Annotated in this window: 14 protein-coding genes; 13 read left to right on the plus strand and 1 reads right to left on the minus strand. The window is 39.1% G+C overall.

What is annotated here, in order from left to right; all coding sequences use genetic code 11:
• Positions 1-5 precede the first annotated feature (5 nt).
• From BB781_RS06855 to BB781_RS06895, 9 genes are all read left to right on the plus strand, one after another.
• Positions 6-2,564, plus strand: coding sequence for a UvrD-helicase domain-containing protein (locus tag BB781_RS06855; RefSeq protein WP_094227761.1), 2,559 nt, complete (start codon positions 6-8; stop codon positions 2,562-2,564).
• A gap of 151 nt (positions 2,565-2,715) precedes the next feature.
• Entirely contained in the window at positions 2,716-3,303 is a 588-nt protein-coding gene (locus BB781_RS06860) for a DUF1788 domain-containing protein (RefSeq protein WP_094227762.1), read from the plus strand.
• A 13-nt stretch (positions 3,304-3,316) separates the two neighbouring features.
• Positions 3,317-6,874: a BREX system P-loop protein BrxC gene (gene brxC / locus BB781_RS06865; protein ID WP_094227763.1), complete on the plus strand. Its 3,558-nt coding sequence runs from the start codon at positions 3,317-3,319 to the stop codon at positions 6,872-6,874.
• A 2-nt stretch (positions 6,875-6,876) separates the two neighbouring features.
• The gene (pglX, locus tag BB781_RS06870; RefSeq protein WP_094227764.1) at positions 6,877-8,733 is read left to right on the plus strand and encodes a BREX-1 system adenine-specific DNA-methyltransferase PglX; all 1,857 of its coding nucleotides are present in this window, start codon (positions 6,877-6,879) and stop codon (positions 8,731-8,733) included.
• 29 nt (positions 8,734-8,762) lie between these two features.
• Positions 8,763-10,217 (plus strand): AlbA family DNA-binding domain-containing protein, encoded by a 1,455-nt coding sequence (locus tag BB781_RS06875; protein ID WP_164997806.1) that lies wholly within the window; start codon positions 8,763-8,765, stop codon positions 10,215-10,217.
• On the plus strand, positions 10,214-10,693 hold the full coding sequence (locus BB781_RS15670; protein WP_094227766.1) for a hypothetical protein: 480 nt from the start codon (positions 10,214-10,216) through the stop codon (positions 10,691-10,693). The genes BB781_RS06875 and BB781_RS15670 overlap by 4 nt, the downstream gene beginning before the upstream one ends.
• Positions 10,683-12,335 carry a BREX-1 system adenine-specific DNA-methyltransferase PglX gene (gene pglX, locus BB781_RS06885; protein WP_094227767.1) on the plus strand — a complete coding sequence of 551 codons (1,653 nt, stop codon included), beginning with the start codon at positions 10,683-10,685 and terminating at the stop codon, positions 12,333-12,335. Before BB781_RS15670 ends, pglX (BB781_RS06885) begins: the two co-directional genes overlap by 11 nt.
• On the plus strand, positions 12,332-14,371 hold the full coding sequence (locus BB781_RS06890) for an ATP-dependent nuclease (RefSeq protein WP_094227768.1): 2,040 nt from the start codon (positions 12,332-12,334) through the stop codon (positions 14,369-14,371). Before pglX (BB781_RS06885) ends, BB781_RS06890 begins: the two co-directional genes overlap by 4 nt.
• The gene (locus BB781_RS06895; RefSeq protein ID WP_094227769.1) at positions 14,361-16,136 is read left to right on the plus strand and encodes a UvrD-helicase domain-containing protein; all 1,776 of its coding nucleotides are present in this window, start codon (positions 14,361-14,363) and stop codon (positions 16,134-16,136) included. Before BB781_RS06890 ends, BB781_RS06895 begins: the two co-directional genes overlap by 11 nt.
• Positions 16,137-16,188: 52 nt before the next feature.
• Here BB781_RS06895 and BB781_RS06900 read toward each other — a convergent pair whose 3' ends face one another.
• Positions 16,189-17,742, minus strand: a complete 1,554-nt coding sequence (locus BB781_RS06900; protein ID WP_094227770.1) for an IS1634 family transposase — start codon at positions 17,740-17,742, stop codon at positions 16,189-16,191.
• Between the two features lie 307 nt (positions 17,743-18,049).
• On the opposite strand from BB781_RS06900, the gene dgt reads away from it, so the two are divergent.
• From dgt to pglZ, 4 genes are all read left to right on the plus strand, one after another.
• Positions 18,050-19,681, plus strand: a complete 1,632-nt coding sequence (gene dgt, locus BB781_RS06905; protein WP_094227771.1) for a dGTP triphosphohydrolase — start codon at positions 18,050-18,052, stop codon at positions 19,679-19,681.
• A 103-nt stretch (positions 19,682-19,784) separates the two neighbouring features.
• Entirely contained in the window at positions 19,785-21,047 is a 1,263-nt protein-coding gene (locus BB781_RS06910) for an AAA family ATPase (RefSeq protein WP_094227772.1), read from the plus strand.
• 312 nt (positions 21,048-21,359) lie between these two features.
• Positions 21,360-23,132 carry an AIPR family protein gene (locus BB781_RS06915; protein ID WP_094227773.1) on the plus strand — a complete coding sequence of 591 codons (1,773 nt, stop codon included), beginning with the start codon at positions 21,360-21,362 and terminating at the stop codon, positions 23,130-23,132.
• A gap of 51 nt (positions 23,133-23,183) precedes the next feature.
• On the plus strand, positions 23,184-25,805 hold the full coding sequence (pglZ, locus tag BB781_RS06920; protein WP_094227774.1) for a BREX-1 system phosphatase PglZ type A: 2,622 nt from the start codon (positions 23,184-23,186) through the stop codon (positions 25,803-25,805).
• Positions 25,806-25,821: the final 16 nt, after the last annotated feature.

Genomic DNA, 25,821 nt, shown 5'->3' on the forward strand with positions numbered 1-25,821 from the left:
CTATAATGTCATGCGAAAAAATGGAACAACTCAAATCCGTAGTAACAGAAATCAAACAGCAGAACCGCCTGATATTTGCAGGTTACATATTAATCCCTTTAATTGTTGGCATATTCCTGATCAAAACTGCCAATCGAAAAAAGAATGAGCTATTGAAACTGAAAGAAACTATCATTCATGACGTTAAGAAGGAGAATGAAAATAGATTAAAGGAATTAGTTGATATCGTTGATTCCATAAATGATACTTATTTTTCTTACCACAAAAGATATTCAACAATCGTAAAATGCGATCTGTGCATTGACGATTTTCAATTCCTCAATAAACATAAAAATCTGTTTTTAAATGATTTCAATGAATACGTTAATGAATTAATCAATTCTATGATAACACTGAGAAATAAATTTAAAGCTTATGATAATACTGCTTTTGTCGAGGAAATGATTACAGAATATGACTATCTTTTCAAGAAATCTCCTTTCCCGCTTGATCAATCCCAAAAGATTGCAGTCGTAACGGATGATACTCATAACTTAGTTGTTGCTGGAGCAGGTTCAGGTAAGACAGAGGTTCTGATTACAAGGGTTGCGTACCTAATCGAACGTAAACCAGATACAATAGATCCTAAAAGAATTCTTGTTCTTGCTTTTCAAAGCAAAGCTGCCAAAGAAGTATATGAAAGACTCTATTCAAGATTTGGTTTTGATGTCAAAATAAAAACGTTCCACTCGTTGGGTCGTGAGATTCTAATGAAAGTGCATCGAGATTCGGGAATGGACACACCTCTAATAGTTGATGAAAATGAACAACGACAACTTATTCTTTCAATTTACAATGAAAAACTGATGGATAGTAAGTTTCAAAATGAGATTGTTAACTACATGAAAGCATACGGTGACAGTGAAGTACGCAAGTCTAAATCTGATTTTGATGAAAAAAAGGCATACTACGAATATATGCGTAATTTGACATATAAGGCATTAGATGGTACCATAGTGAAAAGTGAAGCCGAAAGAGAAATTCTCAACTTTTTTATAACTCATGATCTGAACGGAAGAAGAATGAAAGTTCTCTACGAAAATCTTGCTGAATGGATGGCTTATAATAATGAAAATGGTGAGACTCATATTCCAAAACCTGATTTTTTCTTCCCGGATTATGATATTTATCTTGAACACTGGGGTATAGACGAACATGGCAAAGTTCCTGAGTGGTTTGAAGGGACCAATCCTTCAAAAGCCTACAAAGAAGGCATGGAGCAAAAAAAGAAGAAGTTTGCAGAACAAGATAAGTATTTACTTGTGGAAACGACACATAAAGATTATAGGCAAAATGATTTTATCGAAATTTTTAAAAAACGGCTGCTTAAAGCATTAAATGAAAAAAATCCAGGGACTCATTTTGAGTTCACCAGTATTCCATATGAAAAACTTGTAAAAAGAGTATGGGAAGAATGTGTAGTTTCTGTACGGAATCTTCCTCATCATATTGGCAATTTCATAACTATAGCTAAAACATATAATTTAACTCCAGAAGAAATAGAACTAAGAATCAAGAATGAACCTTGGTCTTTGAAACAAATAGAATTTACGAATATAGCCCTTAATGTTTACTCTGGTTATGAAGAAAGACTGCAGTTTGAGAACAAAATCGATTTCTCAGATATGATTAATCTGGCAGTCAAAAATCTCAAGCACAACGAAGATTTATACAAAAACAGGTTTGACCATATTCTTGTTGATGAATATCAGGATATCAGTCAGCAAAGATATGAACTCATTGAATCTCTTATGGACAAAAATAATGGCTGCAAGTTATTTTGTGTTGGAGATGACTGGCAGAGTATAATGGGTTTCTCTGGTTCGAACCTGGATTTTTTCGTTCATTTTGATCAATATTTTGATCATCCTTCTGTAACGTATCTTACTGTGAACTATAGAAGTTGTAAATCAATTGTGGATACAGGAGCAGAAATAATTAAACATAATGGTGGTGCTCAGCTAAAAAAAGATGCATTTGCCCAAAAAGATGCCGTGAAACCTTTAAGAGCTTTTATTTCTGTCCACGAATCAAAATCAATGAATGATTATTATTCACAGGTTGCTCAGCATTGTGTAATTGCCATTAATAGTTACTTACAAAAAGGGTATGAACCACAGGAAATAATGATCCTCTCAAGGATAGCCAATAATCCTAAAATGAAAGGGAAATTACAAGAATATTCAACACTCTTTAATGTACCCATTTCTTTTGAAACAAAATCAATAAACAAAATTCGTTTTATGTCGGTTCATTCAAGTAAAGGCTTGCAAGCAAGGGTAGTATTTTTACTTAATGTTGTAGAAGGACTATATGGTTTCCCATGTGAGAAAGAAAATCCTGATATTTTTGAACCTGCTGCAAAAGGAAGAAAAAAGGATAAAGAGGAAGAGGAAAGAAGACTTTTCTATGTGGCAGTAACCAGGGCAATGGAAGATCTGGTCATTTACAGCCAAATGGGTTCGGAAAGTAAGTTTCTTGAAGAAATTAAGGATCATGTTGTTGTAGATAATTTACGAAATTGAAACTATGGATTATTGTTCATACATATTTTCCTATGAAATTGGTGATAATAAGATTGATTGATTGAATAAGACTCAATCATAAACAAAATACAGTAGTCATCTAAATAAAAAGACCATCTTTAAATAATTTTAGAGATAATAAGCAGCAATCATGAAGCTCGAAGAAAGACTGGAACTTTTAAAAGAAGAACTCCAAAAAGAGGATTTTTTAAAAGCAAGGGGTCTTGGAAACGAAGTTCCTTTCTGGATATTTGATTACCCTCCTGAAAAAGAATTACTTGTCCGGGATACAATAGCAAAGATAATACCGGCTTTAGATAAAAAATCAATTCGGGTCCTTGAGATCGATCTTTATGAGGTATGTCTTGCGATTATAGAAAAGAAAATATCTGCAGAAAAGATCAGTGCTTTTGAAGAGAGCAAAGGTTCTGATGAACTGCTCAAAAAACTAAAGTTAATGTTAAAACCTGATATCCTAAAAACTGCCATTCAACAAAAAATGAATGAGAATGGTGGTTTCCAGCTAATATTTCTGACTGGTGTGGGTAAGGCCTGGCCAATTGTTCGCTCTCACAGTGTTCTAAATAATTTGCAGCCGCTTCTTGGCAATATACCACTTGTTACATTCTATCCCGGAAAATATAGTGGTTTTGATCTTAGCCTTTTCGGAAAATTCAGGGACGCAAATTATTACCGTGCTTTTAGGCTTATAAACACGGATAATACTTCTCAAAGTTAAGGTTGTTGAGTTAATGACGAATGAGATTGAAATACAGGACCTCTTTCTGAAAGACATCAAAAGAGAGATCAATGGTGTTATTAAGGTCGATCAGGAAGACGATGAGAATATCTATACTGAACTTGATGAATATGTGGTCACTAAAGAATCACTGAAGCATCTGGACCTTTTCTTTGAGAGATACTTCAATGCTACAGAAACTCCAACGGATAAGGTTGGTGTCTGGGTATCTGGTTTCTTTGGTTCGGGTAAATCCCACTTCATCAAGATGCTGTCCTATCTTCTGGAGAACAGAGTCGTTAGGGGCAAATCTGCCTTGGAGTTCTTCAGGGAGAAGATAGATGATCCACAGTTGTTTGCTAGCATTGAAAAAGCTGTTAATAACGGAACAAAGGACGTTATTCTCTTCAACATTGATTCTAAGGCTAACACACTTAATCGAAACGATGAACTCATTGTTAATATACTGATGAGGGTTTTCAATGAGAAAAGAGGGTTTTTCGGGGATGTTCTTTGGATCGCTGAAATGGAAGAAGATCTGACCAACAAAGGCCTCTATGAGAAGTTCAAGGATGAGTTCAAGCAAATAAATGGTGATACTTGGGAAGATAAACGGGACACCTATGCTTTTGAGACGGATGACATTATAGATGCCCTTGTCAAGTGTGAGTATCAAAGCAGGGACGCTCTGGTTGGATTGTTCAATACTGATGGCAGTAACTATCATTTCAGCAATGAGAAATTTGCGGAGAAGGTGAAGAAGTACTGTGATTCAAAGGGTAAGGATCATCAGATAATCTTCCTTATTGATGAGGTTGGTCAGTATATTGGTGAGAATAGTGAATTGATGCTGAACCTGCAGACCGTTGTTGAGGAACTTGGAACGAAGCTTGCAGGGAAGGCGTGGGTTGTTGTTACATCACAGGCAGACATTGACACGGTCACGAAAGACCAGGTCAAAGGATATGATTTCTCAAAGATCCAGGGGCGTTTTGATACACGTTTAAGCCTGTCCAGTGCGAATGTGGACGAGGTTATCAAGAAGAGGATCCTGGCAAAGAAACAGGTGTATGTGGAGTCTTTGACCTCTTATTATACGGACAAGAAGACGATAATGAAAAACCTGTTGACCTTCTCTCCAGGCGGAGCTGAGATGAAGCTGTACAAGGGAGATGAGGACTTTGTTAATGTGTATCCTTTTGTACCTTATCAGTTCCTTGTGCTGCAGAAGGTATTCGATAAGATAAGGCAGACAGGTTTTACGGGAAAACACCTTGCAAAGGGTGAGCGTTCCATGCTCAGTGCTTTTAAGGAGGCAACTGAGAAGTACGCTGAGAACGAGCTTGGAGTACTGGTGCCTTTTTCCACATTCTACAACACGATAGAGAGTTTCCTTGATCCTATTATTACACGGACTATTGAGCAGGCAAAGGACAACGATTGCCTTGAGGATGGAGATTGCGAGATCCTGAAGATACTTTTCATGATAAGGCATGTGAATGTGCTGCAACCGAGTCTGGATAACCTTGTGGTGCTTTCGATATCTCATGTTGATGAAGATAAAAGGAAGTTGAAAGACAGGATATCTGCATCACTGCAGCGTCTGGAGGCACAGACCCTGATTCACAAGTCCGGTGACAGGTATTATTTCCTTACCAATGAGGAACAGGAGATAAATAGGGAGATCAAGAACATCGATATTGAAAAGCACAGAATCCTTGATGAGATGTTCTCTTACATTTTTGATGAGATATGTCCTGCTAAGTACAAGGATTATAAGTTCCATAAATCCATTGATGACAAGACCAAGCCTACAAGTGGTGCAGATCTGACCATCAAGTTCATGACGCCTTTGTCTGACGATATATTGAGAGGAAGCGGGCAGAGGTCTTTGAGCGGGGAGAACTTAAGCAATGTGGATTCCACTGATACTCTTCTTTTTGTGTTCCCGCAGGATGCTGAGTTTGTTAATCAGATACGGAATTACTTGCGGATAAACAAATACCTGACACAGAATACCTCTAATACGAATATTGGTGAGGTCAGGGAGATCCTCAGTGCCAAGAGGGGGGATGAGGAAAAGCTTCGGGAAGCTGCGAAGAAGTCGATGGAGGATGGAGTTTCCGAGGCCAGGATATTCGTTGATGGGAAGGAAGTCACAAGCATTGAGAAGAAGAATCCTAAGGAAAGGATAAAGGATGGCCTAGACCTGCTCTTTGAGAATGTTTACAAAAAGGCCGGTTATGTTAACAGGGATATTGTAAGTGACAGTGAGATCCTGAGGATACTTCAGGCAGATGACCTTGAGAAGTTCGGTGTTGGGACGTCTGAAACTAACCAGCTTGCTCTTCGGGAAATACTGGAACATTTGAATGTAAAGAATCAGAAGAATGATGTTGTTGTGCTGCAGGATATCAAAGATAGGTTCAGACGCAAACCATTTGGCTGGAATGAAATGACGATATCGGGTCTTGTAGCTACGCTGTTTGCAAAGGATGAGATAAAACTCAGGTATCAGAAAACATACCTGATCCTTAAGAAACCAAATGCTGAAGAGATCGTGAGATATCTCACACGGAAGGAATATGCGGACAAACTTGTGCTTGAGATAAGGGAAAAGGCAAATGTTGAAGTTATCAAGACTGTCAGGTCGGTCCTGAGGGATGTATTCGAGAAGACAAATATCCATGAGAAGGAGAATGATCTCTTTGATTTCACGCATGGCCTGTTCAATGATGAATATATCAGGACAGAGCAGATCGAAGCAAAGTATGAAGAGGAGCAGAGATTCCCTGGCAGAGAGGAGATCAGGGGTTATGCTGCCTTCCTTAAGCGTATCCTGAATGTAACTGACCCTTCTTCATTCCTTCAAAATGTTGCTGATGAAAAAGATGAATTAATACGATTGCGTGAAGAGGTCGAACCTGTTACCTCTTTCTTTGGAAGCACTAAGGTGGAGATATTCAGAAGGGTTTTGAAGAAGGTAGAGAATTTCAGAAGGGACCTGCAATTCATGGATGAAGGGACAAAGTCCAAGGTGCAGGAAATTGCAGTCATTCTTGAATCAAAGGAGCCGTATTCTGATATCAAGTCACTCCCACCATTGGAGAATGAGATTGAAAGTGCCCTTTCGGAAACTCTTTCTGAGCTTAAGGAGGAGACTTTCAAAGATATAGGGACTATTACATCCGAGCTGGAAAAGGAGATGGTGGCACATCCTGAGTTCACCCAGGTGTTCATGGATTCTGTGCTGCAACCGTTCTCTGAGATCAAAAAACGTATCTCACAAGCCGGGGATTGTGTGTTCGTGCAGGCACAATCCACTACATTGGATTCTCTTGAAAGCCAGGCATATGATAAGATAAGCAAGCAATTGCAGATAATCAAGGAACCTGAAGCAGGTTCAGAAGAGGTTGTCGTTCCTGTACGGTCTACAAGGGTGATAAAGGATTCTTCGATATTCAGGTCAAAGGATACGATCAAAACTGAAGAGGAGCTTGACAAATACCTCAAAGAACTGCGTGCATCCCTGCTAAAGATACTTAATGATAACGATATCAGGTTGTTCTGATCATGGATAAGGCAAGCATCATCAAATTCTCGGACACTGTGCGGGATAAGCTTCACCAGGAAGTAAAGGACAGAGCTGCATTCTATGGTATACGTCCGAAAGAGATCCTTCCTGTGGATTCCGAGCATTCGGATTCCATGGTTATCGGTGGTAAGGTATTCAACAGGAAGATAAAGGAACAGAGAGAGCATCTGGTGAAGGAGGTTAAACTCAAGGGTTATGAGAAGGTGATGGATGAGGTCACTTATACCTGGTTCAACCGCTTTGTTGCTTTGAAGTTCATGGAGGTTAATGATTACATCCCGGTAAAGGTGTTCACTTCCGATGATGCGGACAGGACCGAGCCGGGGATCATTACCCATGCCCTTACGCTGGATTTTCTGGAACTTGACTCTGACCTTGTGCTTGACATGAAGGCTGAGAATGAGGAGGAAGAACTGTACAAGTACCTGATACTGCGGCTGTGCAATTACCTTAACCGTACCATGCCTTTCATGTTCGAGAACATAGCTGATTACACGGAGCTTTTGTTCCCTGAGAAGCTGTTACATATTGATTCCATTGTGAAGGACATGAACGGGATCATTTCTGAGGACGATTGGAGAGAAGTGGAAGTTATCGGCTGGATCTACCAGGATTATATTGCTCCCAAAAAAGATGAGGTTTTCAAAAAACTGAAGACGAACGTCAAGATAAGCAAGGAGAATATCCCGGCAGCGACCCAGTTGTTCACGCCTCACTGGATAGTTCGCTACCTGGTGGAGAACTCACTGGGCCGTTTGTGGATGCTGAACCGACCCGGTTCCAGGCTGCATGAGCGGATGGACTATTACATCAGGCCGGAACAAAGTGAAACGGATTTCCTGAAGGTCAATTCCCCTGAGGATATCAAGGTGTGCGACCCGGCATGTGGTTCAGGACATATGCTGGTCTATGCTTTTGACCTGCTGTATGCTATCTATGAAGAGGAGGGCTATGACCACTCCGAGATACCTGAAATGATATTGACCCACAATCTTTTTGGCATTGAGATAGACGAGCGTGCCGGAGAGCTGGCGGCTTTTGCGCTAACCATGAAGGCCAGGAGAAAGAACCGCAATTTCTTCCGCAAACCAGTCCATCCCAATATATGCGTTTTGGAGAACGTTTCCTTTGAGGAGGGCGAGCTCAATGCCTACATCACAGCCGTTGGCCGGGAGCTGTTCACCACTGAGGTAAGGGCCACGCTGCTTCAGTTCAATGAGGCTGACAATTTCGGTTCCCTCATCCGTCCGAAAGCCGCGGATGTTTCGGCTATTCTGAAAATACCGAAGTCAAAGGTTCTTTCTGAAAATCTCACTCTTCTTTCCACTCACCAGAAGGTACTCCAGGCCCTGAAGCAGGCAGATTATCTTAGCCCTAAATATCATGTAGTGGTTGCCAACCCGCCGTACATGGGTGGCAAGGGGATGAATGACAGACTTAAGAGCTTTGCACAGGACAATTATCTCAATAGTAAATCTGATTTCTTTGCGATGTTCATTGACCGCAACCTTGACCTTGCAATGCAGAAAGGCATGGTGGCTATGATCACCATGCAGAGCTGGATGTTCCTTTCTTCCTATGAGAAACTCCGGACAAGCATTCTGGACGACCGTACCATATTGTCCATGGCACATCTTGGGCCGAGGGCTTTTGACAGTATTGGTGGGGAGGTTGTTTCTACTACTGCTTTTGTTATTGAGAATGCACAGCATCCGGATTATAAGGGAGCTTATATACGGCTTGTGGATGGTAATAGTGAGGCTGAGAAAGACGCTTGGCTGCGTGAGGCAGTGATGCAGGCCAGAGATATTGATACAGATCAAATGGAGGCCTAATTATTCTCCCTATCTCCCAGCTCATCACCATGCCTGAGGGCAAGACGCTGGAGTTCAAGCGTGATATTTCCTCGCCAAAGAACATTATCAAGACGCTTGTAGCATTTGCCAACACTGCTGGAGGGCGTTTGCTCATAGGGGTGGAGGATGACACCAGAGAGGTGCGGGGGGTAGAGAATCCCCTTGATGAGGAGGAGCGCCTGTGCGATATTATTGCTGATAATATAGCTCCACGCTTAGTGCCTAATGTGGAGTTGATGTCCGTTGAGGATAAGACCCTGCTGAGCGTGGAGGTGTATCCGAGCGGGCAGCGTCCTCATTGGGTGAGAAAGGAAGGGCCTGATGAGGGTGTTTATGTACGACTGGGGTCTACTAACAGGAAGGCTGACCGGGAACTTATTGCAGAGTTGAAGCGTACCTCAGCAGGTACTTCTTTTGATGAATTGCCTTTGCCTGATCTTAGTGTGGAAGCACTGGATATAGTAGCAGCAAAGGAGTTATTCAAGGGGAAGCGTGATCTGGGTGAGCGAGAGATAGTATCTTTGAAAATGCTCACAGAGGCGCAGGGACACCTGGTTCCAACTATTGGTGGAGTGTTGCTTTTTGGGAAGGAGCGTGAAGAACGCTTTCCCGATGTCTGGATACAGTGCGGTCGTTTTGAGGGCACTACAAAAAGCGTGATTTTTGATCATATCGAGATACATGAACATTTGCCAATAGCTGTTGAGCAGGCAATAGATTTTATTAAGAAACATTCCATGCGAGGTGCGGATCTCTCACAGATCAAACGGCGGGATGTGTGGAGTATTCCTCTTGACATTGTGCGTGAGGCTGTTATAAATGCGATAGTGCATGCTGATTATTCGCAGATAGGTGCTCCTTTGAGAGTTGCCATCTATGATGATAGAGTGGAGATAGAGAATCCTGGTATCCTTGTGCCAGGTATGACCGTTGAGGATGTCAAGCAAGGTGTGTCCAAGATACGCAATCGTGTTATTGCCCGTGTTTTCAGAGAACTGGGCCTTGTGGAGCAATGGGGCAGTGGTGTTCCCCGTATCTTTGAAGAGGCAGAGGCTTTGCAATTGCCAGAACCTAAGATCGAAGAGATAGGAATGAGAGTTCGTTTTACTATCTATCTGAAGGGGTCAGCGATCAGGCCTCCATATAAGGGACCAAGTGGGGACCAAGTGGGGACCAAGTGGGGACCAAGTAGGGACCAAGTAGGGACCATGTTTGAATTAACTACAGAGCATATCAAGGTCTTGCATGCCTGCATTGAAGATTCCGGGATACTGGAACTGATGAGCGTTACCGAGCGCAGTAACAGGACCAAGTTCAGGAATAATGTCCTGGTCCCATTATTGTCGAATGATCTTATCGAAATGACCATCCCCGAAAAACCCCGCAGCAGCAAGCAGAAATACCGCCTGACGCCCAAAGGCCGCGCATTCTTAGCCCAGGAAAAGAAGGTGAAGAAAGAATGACCTTCCGACACCATGTTAGTGAACTTGTTGCCATAAATGGCACTAAGTCATGGCCCAAGTCACAGTCTAAGTTACGGCCCGAGTCGGGACCAAGTGGGGACCATGTAGGGACTAAGTCAGGACCCAGTTGGGACCAAGTAATATTCAAATCACCGACCCAGTTATCGACCCAGTCGCCGACCCAGTTGCATAAGATTTCCTTGCCGAACTATTGTATCAGATCTGTTACCGATCAAGTAGGCGAACAAGTAACCGAACATGTAATCGAACAAGTATCCGCTACAAACCACAGAGGACACAGAGATATTGCAGATGAAATCACAAATCTGCAAATTTGTCACAAGCCATGTGATGAATTGACCACTCAACAGATGATCTATACAATTCGCTACCCAATGGGTAACGAATTAAACACTGCTTTTAATCCTCAGCTTGATCACATTGTAGTCAAAATAGAGGTTAATTATGACAACTGATAATAATTCATCAACCACCCCCGTCCCCAATTTCTATCGCGCCTCTGCGGCTGATTTCAAGAAGATTCCCGGAAGTCCGATTGCTTACTGGACTACTGAGAGAGTTAGAAGCATCTTTGAGGAAAATCCCTTAATTGAAAACAAAGCACTTCCTAAGCAGGGGTCAACAATTGGAGATAACGATCGTTTTCTGAGGGTCTGGTATGAAATATCTTTTCCATGGAAGCCGAAATGGATAAAATGTGTAAAGGGTGGAGATTATCGCCGTTGGTTCGGAAATTGTCTTTATCTTGTAAATTGGGGAGAAAACGGTCAAGAAATTAAATCGACAGGTAGAGCTACTATCAGAAATTCGGATTATCTTTTTGAACCCGGTATTGAATGGAGTCGTATTTCTAGTGCAATTACGTCCTTCCGATTGATGCAAAGTGGTTTTTTTCATGAAAGCGCCAGTGGTGTAGCATTTCCCCCAATAGATGATTGCAAAACTGTCCTTGGATTGTTTAATACGACGATTTCAAGATATTTTCTTGGAATGTTGAATCAAACCTTAACTTTTCAGTCAGGTGACATTTCAAGAATTCCTTACATAAAAGTTGATTGCGATGCTAATGTCGAAAACTTAATTAGTTTTGCAAAATCCGACTGGGACTCCTACGAAACCTCCTGGGACTTCACCACCCTACCCCTCCTCCAACCCGAATACCACCAGTCAACCCTCCGCGAAACCTACACCAAACTCCGCACCCACTGGAAAGAAATGACACTGGAGATGCAGCGGCTGGAGGAAGAGAACAACCGCATTTTCATAGAAGCCTACGGCTTGCAGGATGAACTCACACCTGAAGTGCCATTTTCGGAAATCACACTGACATGCAACCCGCATTATCGCTATAATGGAGATAGAAGTGAGGATGAACTGGAAGTATTGCTGCTTACGGATACGATAAAGGAGTTCATCTCCTATGCTGTTGGCTGCATGTTCGGGCGGTCTTCGCTGGACAAACCGGGGTTGGTGCTTGCAAACCAGGGTGAGAAGATAGGAGATTATCTGGAACAGGTGCCAGAGCCTAGCTTTATGCCGGACAGAGATAACATTATACCCATACTTGAAGACGAGTACTTCGAGGATGACATTGTGGGCAGGTTCAAGGAGTTTCTGAAGGTGACGTTTGGAGAAGAAACGCTTTCCGAGAATCTGGATTTCATTGCAGAGGCTCTTGGCGGTAATGGAAAGAAGTCCTCGGAGGCTGTGATAAGGGACTATTTCCTGAAGTCGTTCTACAAGGACCATGTGAAGATGTACAAGAAACGACCCATCTACTGGCTGTTCAGCTCAGGCAAGGGCAGGGCTTTTAATGCGCTGATTTACATGCACAGGTACAATAAGGAGACGCTGGCAATGATGAGGACGGATTATCTGCTGGAGCTTGAAGGGAAGCTGGATGCTAAGAGGGAGATGATCAAAGCGGATATTGGGAAGGATGCTCAGGAGAAGGCGAGGTTGGGGAAGATGATCGACGAGATCATGGCTTATGATGAGGTGCTGAAGAACAAGGCTGATGAGTATATTGAGATCGATCTGGATGATGGGGTTGTGGTGAATTATGGGAAGTTTGAGGGGTTGGTGGAGAAGATATGATTCTTAAAAACGCTTACATCGAAAATTTTAGGAACATCAAAGAGTTGAAAATAGAATTTTCAAAATTAACAGTAATTGTAGGTGAGAATAACATCGGAAAAACTACAGTACTAAAAGCGATTAACAAGATACTAAAAATGGGGGAAAGTCCACGCAGAGTTAGATTTTCAGAAGAAGATTTCTACATAGACACAAAGACAAATGAAAGAAGTCAGAAGATTGTAATTGAATTAACTTTTTCAGAATTATGTGAATCGGAGAAGAGTGCTTTTGTCTGGGCAGGTATAAACTTAGATAATGATGAAATAGCTGTTCGTCTTGAAGCAAAATGGGAAGAATTGAATAATGATGCTAGTGTGGAAATATATTTTGTTAGAACCGATGATATTGATGATGAAAAAGGTGAACATGTTTCTTTGGCAGATAAAACATATATTCCATTTTACTACATAGATGCTTATAGGGATCTTTGGAAAGAAGTGAATTCCTCTAAAGGTGATTTGAAGCAGATTTTTAAGGAGCATAACAAACACTATTTGAAACCCTTAAATGAGCAAATTACTCTAGCAACAAAAAATATCGATGACTATCTTGTCAATTATTCTAAATCAGAAGATCCCAACATCATAACTGCATTAGAAGAGATTAAAGATGATTTAGAATCTTCAAGTTCAGATCTTATTCATAAGGAAGAGATACTTCAAATTTATATTTCAGGTATAAAAGAGGATATAAAAACTTTAACCCCAAAAGATGAAGGTTTGTTAAATAAAATATTAAACATATTAATCAGCATTTACCATAAAATAGGGATACAACTATCAATCGAGAAATTGCAACTCAAAGTCAACAATTTGGATGAAATAACCAAAATAAAAGCAAATTTGCAAGAAAACTTATCCATATTTGTTCCGAATAATGATATAAGTGTGGAATTAGGAAAGATTGACGAATCAACGTTGTTTGATGAAAACAATATTTGTGTGGAAGATATTTCAATCTTTAACCAAGGTAGTGGTTTCCAAGGATCATTTGTAATTGCTTTAAAATTAAGCAGATTATTTACTCAGTTAATGTTTTCTGATGAATCAGCTAAAAGTCTAATAATTGGAATAGAAGAACCAGAAGCCCACATGCATCCACATCTTCAGCGAAGTTTTATAAAAAAGCTAAAAATGAGGCAAAACAAGTTACATGAAGATGGTTACACTGTTCAGATAATAATTACTACACATTCACCATCAATTTTATCACGAATTGATAAATCAGAAATCGTTCTTTTGAAGAAGGAAAATGATGGAATTTGCAAATCCATTTCCTTTGATACTAATTTCATAGAGGAAATCAAAAGAGACACGTCTCCTGGGCAAATCAAACATTTTGACTACATATTCCGCATGTATCCTGAAATATTTCTTTCTAGAGCTGTAATCATTGTCGAAGGTAAAACTGAATTTGGTGCACTACCTGAATTTGCAAAAATAATTGAGAATGTTGATCTTGACGAATTGGGCCTATCAATTATTAATGCAGAAGGCAAAGATGCAATAAAACCTCTCTATATAATTCTTAATAAATTCATTAAATGCGTTGCTATTAGGGACAACGAAGGTACCAATTCTGATGAAGATTTAATTGCTGATTTAAATGAAGCTTATTATAAAACAAGTTATAAAGACTATGAAGAAGAACTGGTTCATTCTGTAGAACCATTAAAGTTAGTAAAGATTCTAATTGAAATGAATGAAAAACCCGATAACTTCTATTTGCATCGTATTTATATGCATATTCCTGCAACAAGAGGGTTGAGTAGAGAAGAAGTTTTAGAATGCTGGGATTCCATTGATTTCAATCCTTTTTTGGAAGAGATGAACGATTCAATTGAAGATGAGTTTCTTAAAAGTTTAAAAGAAGACTACAAGACATCACTTTCAGCTTCAATTGTTTCCTCTAAATTGAGTGAAGACGAGATTCCAAGTTGCTACAAAAATGTATTGTTAAAAGCAAAAGAGTTGGTGCTTGAAAATGAAAGATGACTCTCAATTGAAAGCAATTTATCATCCAGTTGAATCATCTGCTTTTGTGACAGCTCCTCCAGGATATGGTAAAACATACGTTATGACTAAAAGGATTGAATATTTAATTTCAGAAGGTGCTGTGAAACTTCCTCATAAACTTCTTGCTTTAACATTTTCAAATGCCGCTGCAGATCAGATGAAAAAGCGAATAAAAACAAACATACCTCAATGTGAGAATTATGTTGACGTAATGACCTTTCACACGTTTGCATATAAGCTTTTAAGATGCTATGGAAATCACGTTGGTCTGAAAAGGAAATTCTCAATACTTAATGAGAGAACTAAATATCAATATAAAAGTGATTACTATAATTCAGAGATATCTGGAGAATCATCAGATTACTGGGGAAGAAGAGTTTCTTCCTTTATCTCGGGTTACAATGAGTGGTATAATACTAAATATTTACAGGGGAATTCTGTGTACGAAGTTCCTGGACAAGACATATATGATAAATTAAATAATTCAATGAAAGAGGATTTAATCAATGAATACACCATTGATTTTGATAATTTATTATTCAAATCTATTGAATTACTAGAAACTAATGAAATCATCAAGAATCTTATTTTTAACAAATATTCTTTTCTATTAGCAGATGAATTTCAAGATACGAACCATGCTCAATATACTCTATTTAAACAAATAGCTACAAACACATTTAGTGAAAAAAAGAGAGTCTATGTTTTAGGTGATAAACGACAATCAATAATGAGATTTCAAGGTGCAAATCCAGATAATATTGATTTTTTAATAGAGGATTTTGGTTGTGAACCACTTGAACTGGAAATAAATCACCGTACTGACTCAGAGAATATTTCAACTTTAACTTCAAAACTGCGGGATTCATCCTTTGTTGTTAGCAAACCCCAACATATATTGTACATAAACGAATCTGTAGAAGATGAAATGAATCGAATCGTCGACTACATTTCATATCTATCAAAAAACGAAGTTAAGTTGCATGACATTTGCGTATTGTTTCCACATAAAGCAACTTCGTCTGTACTAAAACAATACTTGGAACAAGGAGATATTGATTATATTGATATAACTGACTTTAAAGTAGATTCTATTTGCAAAAATTATTCTGAACTAATAAAAGAAATTGAGCAGTACATAAATGACAAAAAATTTACAGGATCAGTAAGTTCTATAGTTAATGAATTAATCCACAAATATTATTCTTCTGAGCAAAATAATATAGTACTCAAAACTTTCCGTGATTTTTCGAGGATTTTTGATGGAGGCAATTATTCATCTTTCAAAACTTGGGAACGCCTACAAGAGTTTTATAATTATTTCCAAATGGAAATTGATTGGAGTACTATCATCAAATCCCATGTTAAAAACAAACTATATTTATCAACAATACATAGTTCAAAAGGCTTAGAATTCGATTATGTATTTATGTTTGGAATCACTCATCACAGAATGCCATTTTTTACAAAATGCTTCCCTTGTCAAGACTTTAGGAGTCCTAAAAGGGTTGATGTAACTGAGTCAAAAGACTTGTTTTATGTGGGTGTAAGCAGAGCTATTAAAGACGTAATTTTCTTTTTTAGTCAACAGGATGAACAAAATCTTACTAAAACAACAAGAAAAATAAGTTGCGTGTTTAAGGATGCAATTGATTGTTTAAAATTCATAGATTACTCTAATAACGAATATAGTTTCGAAGATGGATTTGTTCAAGATTTGTTTTGTCAACCTAGATGTCAATAACTACTCTTTATGAATGTAAAATGAAATAATTGAAACCTGACTTCCCATTGAATTAGGCACATATTCCAAGTGCACATAATATCTCCTTTTGTTTTTTTGTCCTTTCCATAACAATTTGTTCTCCTTCTGCAAGAAGGAGAATTTTGTTCTTTTCAAGCTGCATGATCAAGCTTTCAACAGAGAACTTTTTGTTGAGGTTGGCCTCTTTCATTTCCTTCATCAGCTTCATTCTAATGATCAAAGAAACAAAACAAATGAACAAATACCCTTTGAAAGTACTGTTTTTCCTGACATTGGCTGGTGTAACTTCTATGTAATTTTTAAGTGAATAGAACCCCTTCTCAACTATATCCTTGCTTCTGTAAAGCGACAGACACTCATCCCACTCCAGATTTCCCCTATACAGCAGAATGAATTTTCCCATCTTGTTTACTCTTTGGGACACTGCATTCTTCTTTACTGTAATTTCAAACTTGTTGTCCTTAACTTTCCATGTCAAATACGAAGCATATCTCTTTGCCACACTAATGAACACCGTTTTAGGATCCATCCAAGGTCTTAATTCTGCCTTCTCAAGCATTTCAAGTGTTGCATGAAGGCCCTTGAAAAAACTATTTCTTTCCTGTTGCTCTCGCTTTTGATCGTAATAAGCATAACCCTTTACGTTCAGTTCTCCAATGTTGAGGTCTATTTGCATCGTGAAAACAGGTTCCCCTTCGTAGACGTTGAGGTTTTGTGGTTCATATATCGTTTTGTGTATCTCAGACATTTTTTCCTTCACATTTTTAATCGTTTGTGAAGGCGGAACTATGAAGGAGAGATCGTTGGATACAAGTGATTCTATGTTAGCTGTTGAAAAGAATCCTTTGTCCATGATCAAAGTATAATCATGAACTCCCTCCTGCTGAAGCTTCTTGATCGTGTTTTTCAATGTAGTTACATCCGATATGCTTCCAGGATACAGGTCGTACATCAGAGGAATCCCTTTTTCCTTATCCACGATCATCGAGAAGTTTATTTGTGGCAGTTCAAGGTTGTCTCTGTTATAACCATACTCCAGGAGGCTGATCATCTGTGAATAAGTCGAAATGGAGGTGATGTCATAAATGAGAGTGTTGGAAGTGCATATCTCTTTTATCAAGGACCTTGAGAAATCAATATGTACAGCACTATTTCCAATTGAGTCCAGAAGGTTTGAGATGGATTGGGAAGATAGAGGCAGCTCTGGATGGTCCTTAGAGAGAATAGTACCTTCATACCATTCCTCAATATGATCATATGCCAGCGGCTTTATTATGTGGTTCATCGCAAGGGTCAGGATCGACCACGCTTGTTTTTCTGTGAAGGTTCTGCTAAGCAGCAGATCAAGTTTTAGCTCCTCAACTATTTTTAAGAGGGGAAGGTACTCTCCATAGGAGAGTACCTTTTCAGGGATGGATATCAGTGGTTTCTTTTGAGAGCGGACTTTTAGTGGTTGATCATTCACAAGTTTCCCAAGATACTTGCTCTTCTGTCGGATTTTCTTTTGTACAGGATCGTAATAGGGCGTGATCTCATAGAGGTATTCGATTCCCTTTATGACTTTGACTCTTGTAAACGATTTCATTGTGCATAATAATTAGGCACATAATAATAAATACTTTTCGCTAAGAGAAGAAACGAAAAAAGAGTAAAAAGCAGGAGTTGTGCCTAACTTATTGGGAAGTCAGGTTGAAAAGAAAGAACATTGTCTTCATGTAATAACAAAGATTGATTGTCTATGTGACAGACTAAACAGAGGAATAATGTGTTGTACTCGGGTTTATGAGACTGAAACCTTCAAATTTGTAAAGAGATTAGATGTTTGAAGTAGACGTTAACAAAAAGACTCTGGACGTGAGTTTAAAGATTATTTAAATGGTTGTGAAAAAGATATGAAACATAAATTAAAGCAAGAATTTCAGCCATCTGACAGATTGAATCAAGATGTTGAAAAGAAGTTGCCTCTATCTTGTAAGATATTCGAAGATATCGAAAGAAGCGAATTTTCAAAAGATAGAGATCGTATTCTATTTTCACGACCTTTTAGGCGATTACAACATAAAGCACAAGTATTCTCTAACGAAGCCGGAGATCACTATCGAACAAGATTAACACACACTTTAGAGGTTTCCCAGATATCACGCAGTTTAGCAAGATATTTGGATGCAAATGAAGATCTTGTAGAAGCTATAGCTCTTGGGCATGATATCGGGCATACACCATTTGGTCATCAAGGAGAAAGAGTTTTAGACGAGGTTATGAGTGGCGAAGACAAACTTGGACTAATAAAATATCCTTTCAACTTTGGTGGATTCAAGCATAATTTTAATGGTTTGCGTGTTTTGGATGTAGTTCAATCAAAATTTGAAAATTATGATGGATTAAATCTTTCATGGCAGGTTTTGGAAGGAATTCTGAAGCATACAAAGGTAAAAAGGCACAAAGAATGTGAGAATTGTGGGGAATGTTGGGACATCAAGCGGTTTGTTGGTAGTCCCATTTTGATAGAAAGATTATGCATGGAACACGAATTCTCGGTTACACTTGAAGGGCAGATTGTGGCTATAGCCGATGAAATTGCTCAACGACAACACGATATAGATGATGGTTTAAGATATAAAGAACTGGGCTTTCAATTAAATAAATTGTATGAAGAAATAGATGACATTATCCTTAAAATCCTTTCTGAAACATCAAAATATGAAACTATGGACAAAGAGCATTTTGGGAGCTTGATTGAGTTATTGACCCGACTTAGAGATAATTTACTCAAGAACAAAGACACACCCAAATTGCTTAAAACAGATTATTTGGTAAGGAACATTATTGAATACTTTATCCTTGATGTTTTTGCCAATTCCCGTATGTCTATTATGGAAAATTCTAGATTAACCCAAGATGGAGAACGTAAAATATTATTAAAATCTCTTGTTGATTTCTCTCCATTAGGTAAGGAATTAAATAAGGAACTGGAAAAGGTTGTCAAGCACCGAATCTTAAACTCATATGAAGTAAATAAATTTGATGGGAAATCCCGTTTTATAATAAGGCAGCTCTTCAAAGCATATTATACGAATCCCCATCAAATGCCATCATATGTATTGGGTAGGCTTGCAAAAGAATTGAATCAGAATTGTACAATTGATACAATTCATCTCACCAATGAGAATGAGAACATATCATTAGATTGTATAGATTTTAATAAGTTGAGTCGTTCTGAAGGAAAAATATTAATCGATTCTTTGAAATTGGAAAACTTGAATCATTGTTTAGTAGCACCACCCAAGTTGAAAGCAATACTTCAGGGACCAAAAAATGAAAAAGGGATTAATGAAGCATTCTATACAGCTTTGCAATCGACTAACTCTCTTGAATCAAATAAAACAATTACTAATATGGACAAAATGTTAAAATGTCTGGTGGAAAATCACTATGCTTATCTTTCTACAATTTGTGATTATATAGCTGGAATGTCAGATAACTTCGCAAAAAGTGAATACAAGAAATTGTATTTAGTAGACTGATTGCCTACAGCAATTAATTTAAATATAATCGAGTTTTATCTTCAATATACCCGCAAAAATCACAAAAATATCAATTAAATCTGTATAATGGGTTGTTATCAACATGTTAATTGAATTTAAAGCTGAGAACTTTCGATCAATAAGAAATGAGATTACTTTTAGTTTATTGGCATCATCTGACAGGGCGCTTGAGGAGAATCTGATCGAGCCGGATGCCCTGAAGAAGAATGACAGGCTGGTGAAAAGTGCTGTTATTTATGGGGCCAATGCATCCGGAAAGAGCAATGTTCTTTTAGCAATGTTCAACCTGCAGAACCTGGTGATGACATCGGTCAAGAATCAGGACGGAGACCTGCTTCCGTTTGAGCCGTTCAAACTGACCCCGGAGTGCATGTCAAAGCCTGGCAAGTTCAGTGTTTTTTTTGTGAAGAATAATATCAGGTACAAATATGCTGTATCTTTTGACAGAACTAAAGTAATTGATGAAGACCTTTATTATTACCCGAACAACAGGGAAGCACTGGTCTTTGAACGAAGGAACACCACCGAGTTCAAATTCACAACCGATAAAAGGGTCCAGAGTGACATCTCAAAGAGGACTTTGAGCAATGTTCTTTATCTCTCCAACTCCGCACAGCAGAATTACGATAAGACCCTGGAAGCCTTCAAATGGTTCAGGGAAGACCTGAGAATAATAGGTGCAAGGACATTATCTGAACAGGGCGAATATACTATAAGAATGCTCAATCAGGACGACGATTCGAAGAGAGCCATCCTTGAATCACTTGAAAGAGCGGACCTGGGCCTAAAGGATATTATTGCAAGCATAGAAGATATAGATCCGACCGACCTTCCTGTTGAAATACTGAACCGCCTTCCCCAGAGCTTTGACAAAGCCGGTGGGAAACTGCAAAGGATAGATATCAACACATTCCACCTTGCTAAAGATAAAAATGGCAAGGAACACAACATCCAGTTCGATTTCAATAAAGAAGAATCTGAGGGAACAAAGAGATTCTTCTCTCTGATAGGTCCCTGGCTTAATGCACTCAACAAAGGACAGGTCCTGTTTGTTGATGAGATGGAACTAAAACTACACCCAATGCTGAGTGAACACCTAATAAAACTCTTCCACGATAAGAGCTACAATAAGAACAATGCCCAGCTGATAATAACAACCCACAACACAAACCTGCTCAACGATGAGCTCTTCAGAAGAGACCAGATATGGTTCACAGAAAAAGATGCAGATGTGGGAAACACAAATCTGTATTCGTTGCTGGAATTTCAGGTTCGTAAAGATCAGAATATCCTTAAAGGCTACCTGATGGGAAGATACGGAGCATTGCCCTTCATTTCATCCTGAGAGGGGTTTTGACATCAATGACAGACACAGCGATCAGAAACTCTGAAAAACTGGAACAACTGCATATTAATAACGGAACAGAAATAAATACTACTAAAAGCAATCCATCAACACAGGTTTGTAACATCATTGAAGTAATTCAACAATTCAATAATATTTCTGAAACAAAGTAACTTTCCTATAAACTCTAATTATGGATGTCCGACCGTGTTAAACCCCGAAAAAGCTCCCTGAGCCTAATATAAGAAGGTTTAAATCTATTTAAAAGACAGGATATATAAATGATGACACTAAATCTCACAGAGGAATATTATGGCAAACAAGGACCTTTTCATCAGTTCTTATCTTGAAAAGATATCTGGTAAGTTTGGAATAAACGAAGACCAGGCATTTGAGATATTTTCAATAGCTGCAATGCTGGACAAGACATTCGATGAGGTTTTTGACGATGTAATCATTAATCAATATTCCGAAAAAAATGGTGTTCCTGACGGTGGGATAGATGGCGTATATTTCAATGAACAGGACGGCTTCTATGTAATGGAAGTGTTCCAGTGTAAAAACTCGAAAAGTCTCAAACAGAATGAACTCGAAAAGTTCAGGCAAGACTTTATAGAGGTTTTTGAAAAAGGCAGGCGTGATAAGCCAAACACTCAAAACCTAATGCCTAAACTGGATGAATATATATCGATAACCCAGAAAGGATACATAATTGAACATCGCCTCAACTTCCTTTTTAATGGAAGTATTGAAGATAAAAAGTATGCTGCAAACAAAGATATGTTCAGGTCATATCATGATCCTCGGAACAAATTCTTAATCTATGATTCAGATGAACTCTATAGGAAGATAGAGACCCTCATAAAGACAGATAAACGTCGTAATGAAGTCAAATTCACATTCAGGGCACAAAAGTCTAATATCTCACCCAAAGAGCCACAGGCTATAATATCATACTCAATACTTAATATCAAAGCTGTTAACTTCAGAATGGAAGCTCTTCAGCTATGCGAACTTGTTGATGAAGAGATTAGGGTAAACGGCGTTGAAGACAAATTGTTTGCCGAAAACATCAGGGGATTCCTCGGATACACCAATAAGACAAACCGAAAAATCCAGCAGACATTAAACACAGAATCAGAATCTATCTACTTCCCTTTCCTTAATAATGGTATCACTATACTGTGTAATGAAATGCAGATTCCCTCCAACCCGCAGGCAGGAGATTATATAATCCCTACTTATAATCCTGTGATAGTAAACGGTCTTCAGACCAGTAAAATTCTATATGATACTTACAAAAAAGACAAAGAGCGAATTAAAGATATTTACGTCACCATAAGATTATACGAAACAAAAAACCAGGATCTTGTTGACAAAATAACTGAAGCTACTAATACTCAGTCAGCTATAAACTTCCGCGATAAAATCAGCACCAAGGATTTCCAAAAATATGTAAAAGTACTTTTTGAAAACAAAGGCATAGGTTATCTTTCAAAAAGAGGGGAAACATTCACCAATGAACTAAGCAAAACAATGCAGGAATCCATCACCAGCGAGAAAGCCATCAAATTCTGGTATGCTACATATTATGAAAAACCAGAAGTCGCAAAAAACTCCATTTCAAGTGTTCTGGAAGAAGTTTTTGATGCAGTAAATGAAGAGAACCCTCTTGCAAAACTTTTTGACGGATCAAAAGATTCCCCTGTATATGAACAGATCTATAATGCCTACTTAATAATGCGAACAGTTTCCGAAAATAAAAAGAAGCAAGATGTTAAAGAGGACTATATTAATCACTGTGATGAATTGCTTTCCTATGGCATATATAAACGTCTTTCTTCTAACAAATCGAAAATAAACTTGGAAAATATAGACATCATTTATGATGCTGTAAGCAAAATAATCAAAAAGATAGTCAGTAATGAAAAAAAGAAGCGAGAGGAGAATAACTCCACCTACTCGCACAGTAGTTATTTTAAAAGTGCCCAATCTCGTATTGACTATAATAGAGAAGCAAATATCACTGAAACCTATGACCTGGTAGACAAATTGCTTAATAATGATTTGTCAACAATTGGCTGAATAATCTGTAAAAACCCGGTTCTTGGAAACTTGGTAATTAAAGGCAATAATATGCTAAACCCCGAAAAAACCACCCAGAGCATACTTAAAAAGTTCGAGACACTTGGCGAGTTCGAGAAGAGGAAGATAGTTTTTTGGTATGATAAGGACCCGACAGCAGATGAAGAAGGTCTAGCATACATAAGCGAGGCTCTGGTTGAGAAAGGGATCAAACTGCATGTGCTTGACAACAATTTCTTTGCCACCAAGAAAATGCTGGAGAAGGATGATACGGAGTCCAGTTATCTGATATATTCAGATGAGGCCGAGAGGGACCCGGAACTGAACTGGCTGCTGGACATCCAGTTGTATTCGGGGAGGTTCGAGAACAGCAGGATATCGGACATCAAGAGCGAATTCGGTATTGGAGGGTATGACCTGGATAGGTTCCTGGAAAAGCACCAGCAGTTCTTTGCAAGCAAGAAAAGGGTTGTGCCACTTAAGAGGATGTACCAGGCCGACTGGAGGGACGAGGAGTTCACACTTGGGTTCCTGGGGGTGCTTTCCGGTTCAGCTACTACAGATCTCAAGGAGATAGTAAGGAAGATACTCATCAACTCACTGGATGAGAGCTCCAACACCGTATGGGCGGATATCGTCAGGTTCGAGCTGGTTGAAGAGTTCTGGGACATGGTAAACAGGTACTTTGGCTACAAGTCCGAAGAACCCACATTGAAGAAACTCTTCCTGAGCTTTGTGATCACGCACATCTCAAGGAACACTGACATCGACCTCAAGAAGTATAAGGCTTACAGCAATTCCCTAAGCAACGAATGTGAGATATTCATCAAAGGCTGGATGGACAACTCCAAGGATTCAGGATTTTTTGACGAGTATTGCAGGCTGCTGCTTGAAGATAACAACGGTCAGTTGAACAAGTACCTCAACACCGAGATCAAGAAGCATGATATTACCGACTACATGGAAGCTGAATCTCTGGAACTGTTCGATAAACATATCGTCCGCAAGATAGTCGATGAACTCGATAACGACAAAGAGGACTTTGAAACCTATCTCGACTGGATAGCCAACAGGAAGACAAAACACTGGTATCCTGACTTTGAGAACATCTACAATGCCCTGGAATATGCTGTAAAACTGCACCAGTTCGCAAAAGAGTTCAACGAAGAGAACCTCAACGACCAGAATCTCAACCGCTTCTTCAGGAATTACACCGAACGTTACTACTTAATGGACTATTACTATCGCAAGTTCTACTATCACCATGACAAGGACAGGGAAAAAGAGGACCTGAAAACAACAAGAGAAGGCGTAGAAAAACTCTACAATAACAGGCTCCTTGACAAACTGCTCACAAGATGGAGTGAACTCATATCCAAAGAAATGGACGGACGATGGAACATAGAACTCATCGACCGCCAGGACGAATTCTACAAGCTCTACATAAAGAACATCATCAACCGCAATGACAAAGATAAGATAGCGGTCGTCATCTCCGATGCCATGCGCTATGAGGTAGCTGCAGAGCTTCAGGACGTCCTTAACAAGGACACCAGAGGCACAGTTGAACTCAAGTACATGACCGGTTCTCTGCCATCATATACCAAACTGGGTATGGCAAGCCTGCTCCCGCATGAGAAACTGGAATACAGGAACCAGAGTGTCTTTGCAGACGGCATCAGCACCGAAGGAACAGATAACCGTGGTAAAATACTGGAGAAAATGACACCTGACTCCATCGCTATAAGCTATGAAGAGCTTATGAACATAACAAGAGACAAGGCCCGTGAACAGTTCAAAGGTATCAGATTATTCTACATATATCATGACAAGATCGATGCCACAGGTGATCACTCAGCATCAGAACACGGTGTATTTAATGCAGCTGAAGATACCATTTCAGATGTCAAGAAGATAATTGAGAAACTAACTAACTTCCAGATACTTAATAATCTCATAGTCACAGCAGACCATGGTTTCATCTATCAGAGAGATGCATTGGAGAGCTATGATAAAGTCGAAACAGGCAATTTTGACAAGGAAAAAATAATAGCTTCAAGTAAGCGTTTCATCCTTAGTGAAGAAGATATCGAACTCATGAACGTACATAAGTTCAACATGAACTATGTGATCAGATCCGAAGCCCAAAAAGAGATATTCGCATACGTTCCCCAGGCAGACCTAAGATTCAAGATGCAGGGTGCCAACAAAAACTTTGTGCATGGAGGAGCTGCTCCTCAGGAAATAGTCGTACCTGTACTCAAGTACACCTACAACAGGGTAATTGATCTTGATAGAAAAGGCATAAAACACGGAAAAGTAGGCTTAGCCGTAATCAATCCAAGCAGGAAGATAACAAGCAGTCCATTCTCAATAAACATCCTTCAGACGGAAAGAGTCACAGACAAGTTGCTTCCAAGAAGGTTCAGAATAGCCCTGTGGGATATGGACGGCGATGAATTCAAGGTGAGCGATGAAAAACGTGTCATTGCCGAAGGCACATCCGATGAAGCCTCTGCCAGGCAGTACAAAGTCACCCTCACATTGAGCGGTGAAGTTGAGAATAAGGTATATTATATAAGACTGATAGATGAAGACCCTACAGAGATCAACAAGGAAATCATAGATCCCATGCCCTTTGAAGTAGACCTGTTGATAGTGGATGATTTTTGAAAATGAGCATACATTG

Origin of the sequence: Methanolobus psychrotolerans (assembly GCF_002243045.1) — an archaeon.
Lineage (GTDB): Archaea > Halobacteriota > Methanosarcinia > Methanosarcinales > Methanosarcinaceae > Methanolobus > Methanolobus psychrotolerans.

Excerpts from the sequence above, each read along its gene's own strand:
- BB781_RS06855 (WP_094227761.1), top strand. The coding sequence starts at position 6 with ATGTCATGCGAAAAAATGGAACAACTCAAATCCGTAGTAACAGAAATC.
- BB781_RS06860 (WP_094227762.1), top strand. The coding sequence starts at position 2,716 with ATGAAGCTCGAAGAAAGACTGGAACTTTTAAAAGAAGAACTCCAAAAA.
- brxC (WP_094227763.1), top strand. The coding sequence starts at position 3,317 with ATGACGAATGAGATTGAAATACAGGACCTCTTTCTGAAAGACATCAAA.
- pglX (WP_094227764.1), top strand. The coding sequence starts at position 6,877 with ATGGATAAGGCAAGCATCATCAAATTCTCGGACACTGTGCGGGATAAG.
- BB781_RS06875 (WP_164997806.1), top strand. The coding sequence starts at position 8,763 with ATGCCTGAGGGCAAGACGCTGGAGTTCAAGCGTGATATTTCCTCGCCA.
- BB781_RS15670 (WP_094227766.1), top strand. The coding sequence starts at position 10,214 with ATGACCTTCCGACACCATGTTAGTGAACTTGTTGCCATAAATGGCACT.
- pglX (WP_094227767.1), top strand. The coding sequence starts at position 10,683 with ATGACAACTGATAATAATTCATCAACCACCCCCGTCCCCAATTTCTAT.
- BB781_RS06890 (WP_094227768.1), top strand. The coding sequence starts at position 12,332 with ATGATTCTTAAAAACGCTTACATCGAAAATTTTAGGAACATCAAAGAG.
- BB781_RS06895 (WP_094227769.1), top strand. The coding sequence starts at position 14,361 with ATGAAAGATGACTCTCAATTGAAAGCAATTTATCATCCAGTTGAATCA.
- BB781_RS06900 (WP_094227770.1), bottom strand. The coding sequence starts at position 17,742 with ATGAAATCGTTTACAAGAGTCAAAGTCATAAAGGGAATCGAATACCTC.
- dgt (WP_094227771.1), top strand. The coding sequence starts at position 18,050 with ATGAAACATAAATTAAAGCAAGAATTTCAGCCATCTGACAGATTGAAT.
- BB781_RS06910 (WP_094227772.1), top strand. The coding sequence starts at position 19,785 with ATGTTAATTGAATTTAAAGCTGAGAACTTTCGATCAATAAGAAATGAG.
- BB781_RS06915 (WP_094227773.1), top strand. The coding sequence starts at position 21,360 with ATGGCAAACAAGGACCTTTTCATCAGTTCTTATCTTGAAAAGATATCT.
- pglZ (WP_094227774.1), top strand. The coding sequence starts at position 23,184 with ATGCTAAACCCCGAAAAAACCACCCAGAGCATACTTAAAAAGTTCGAG.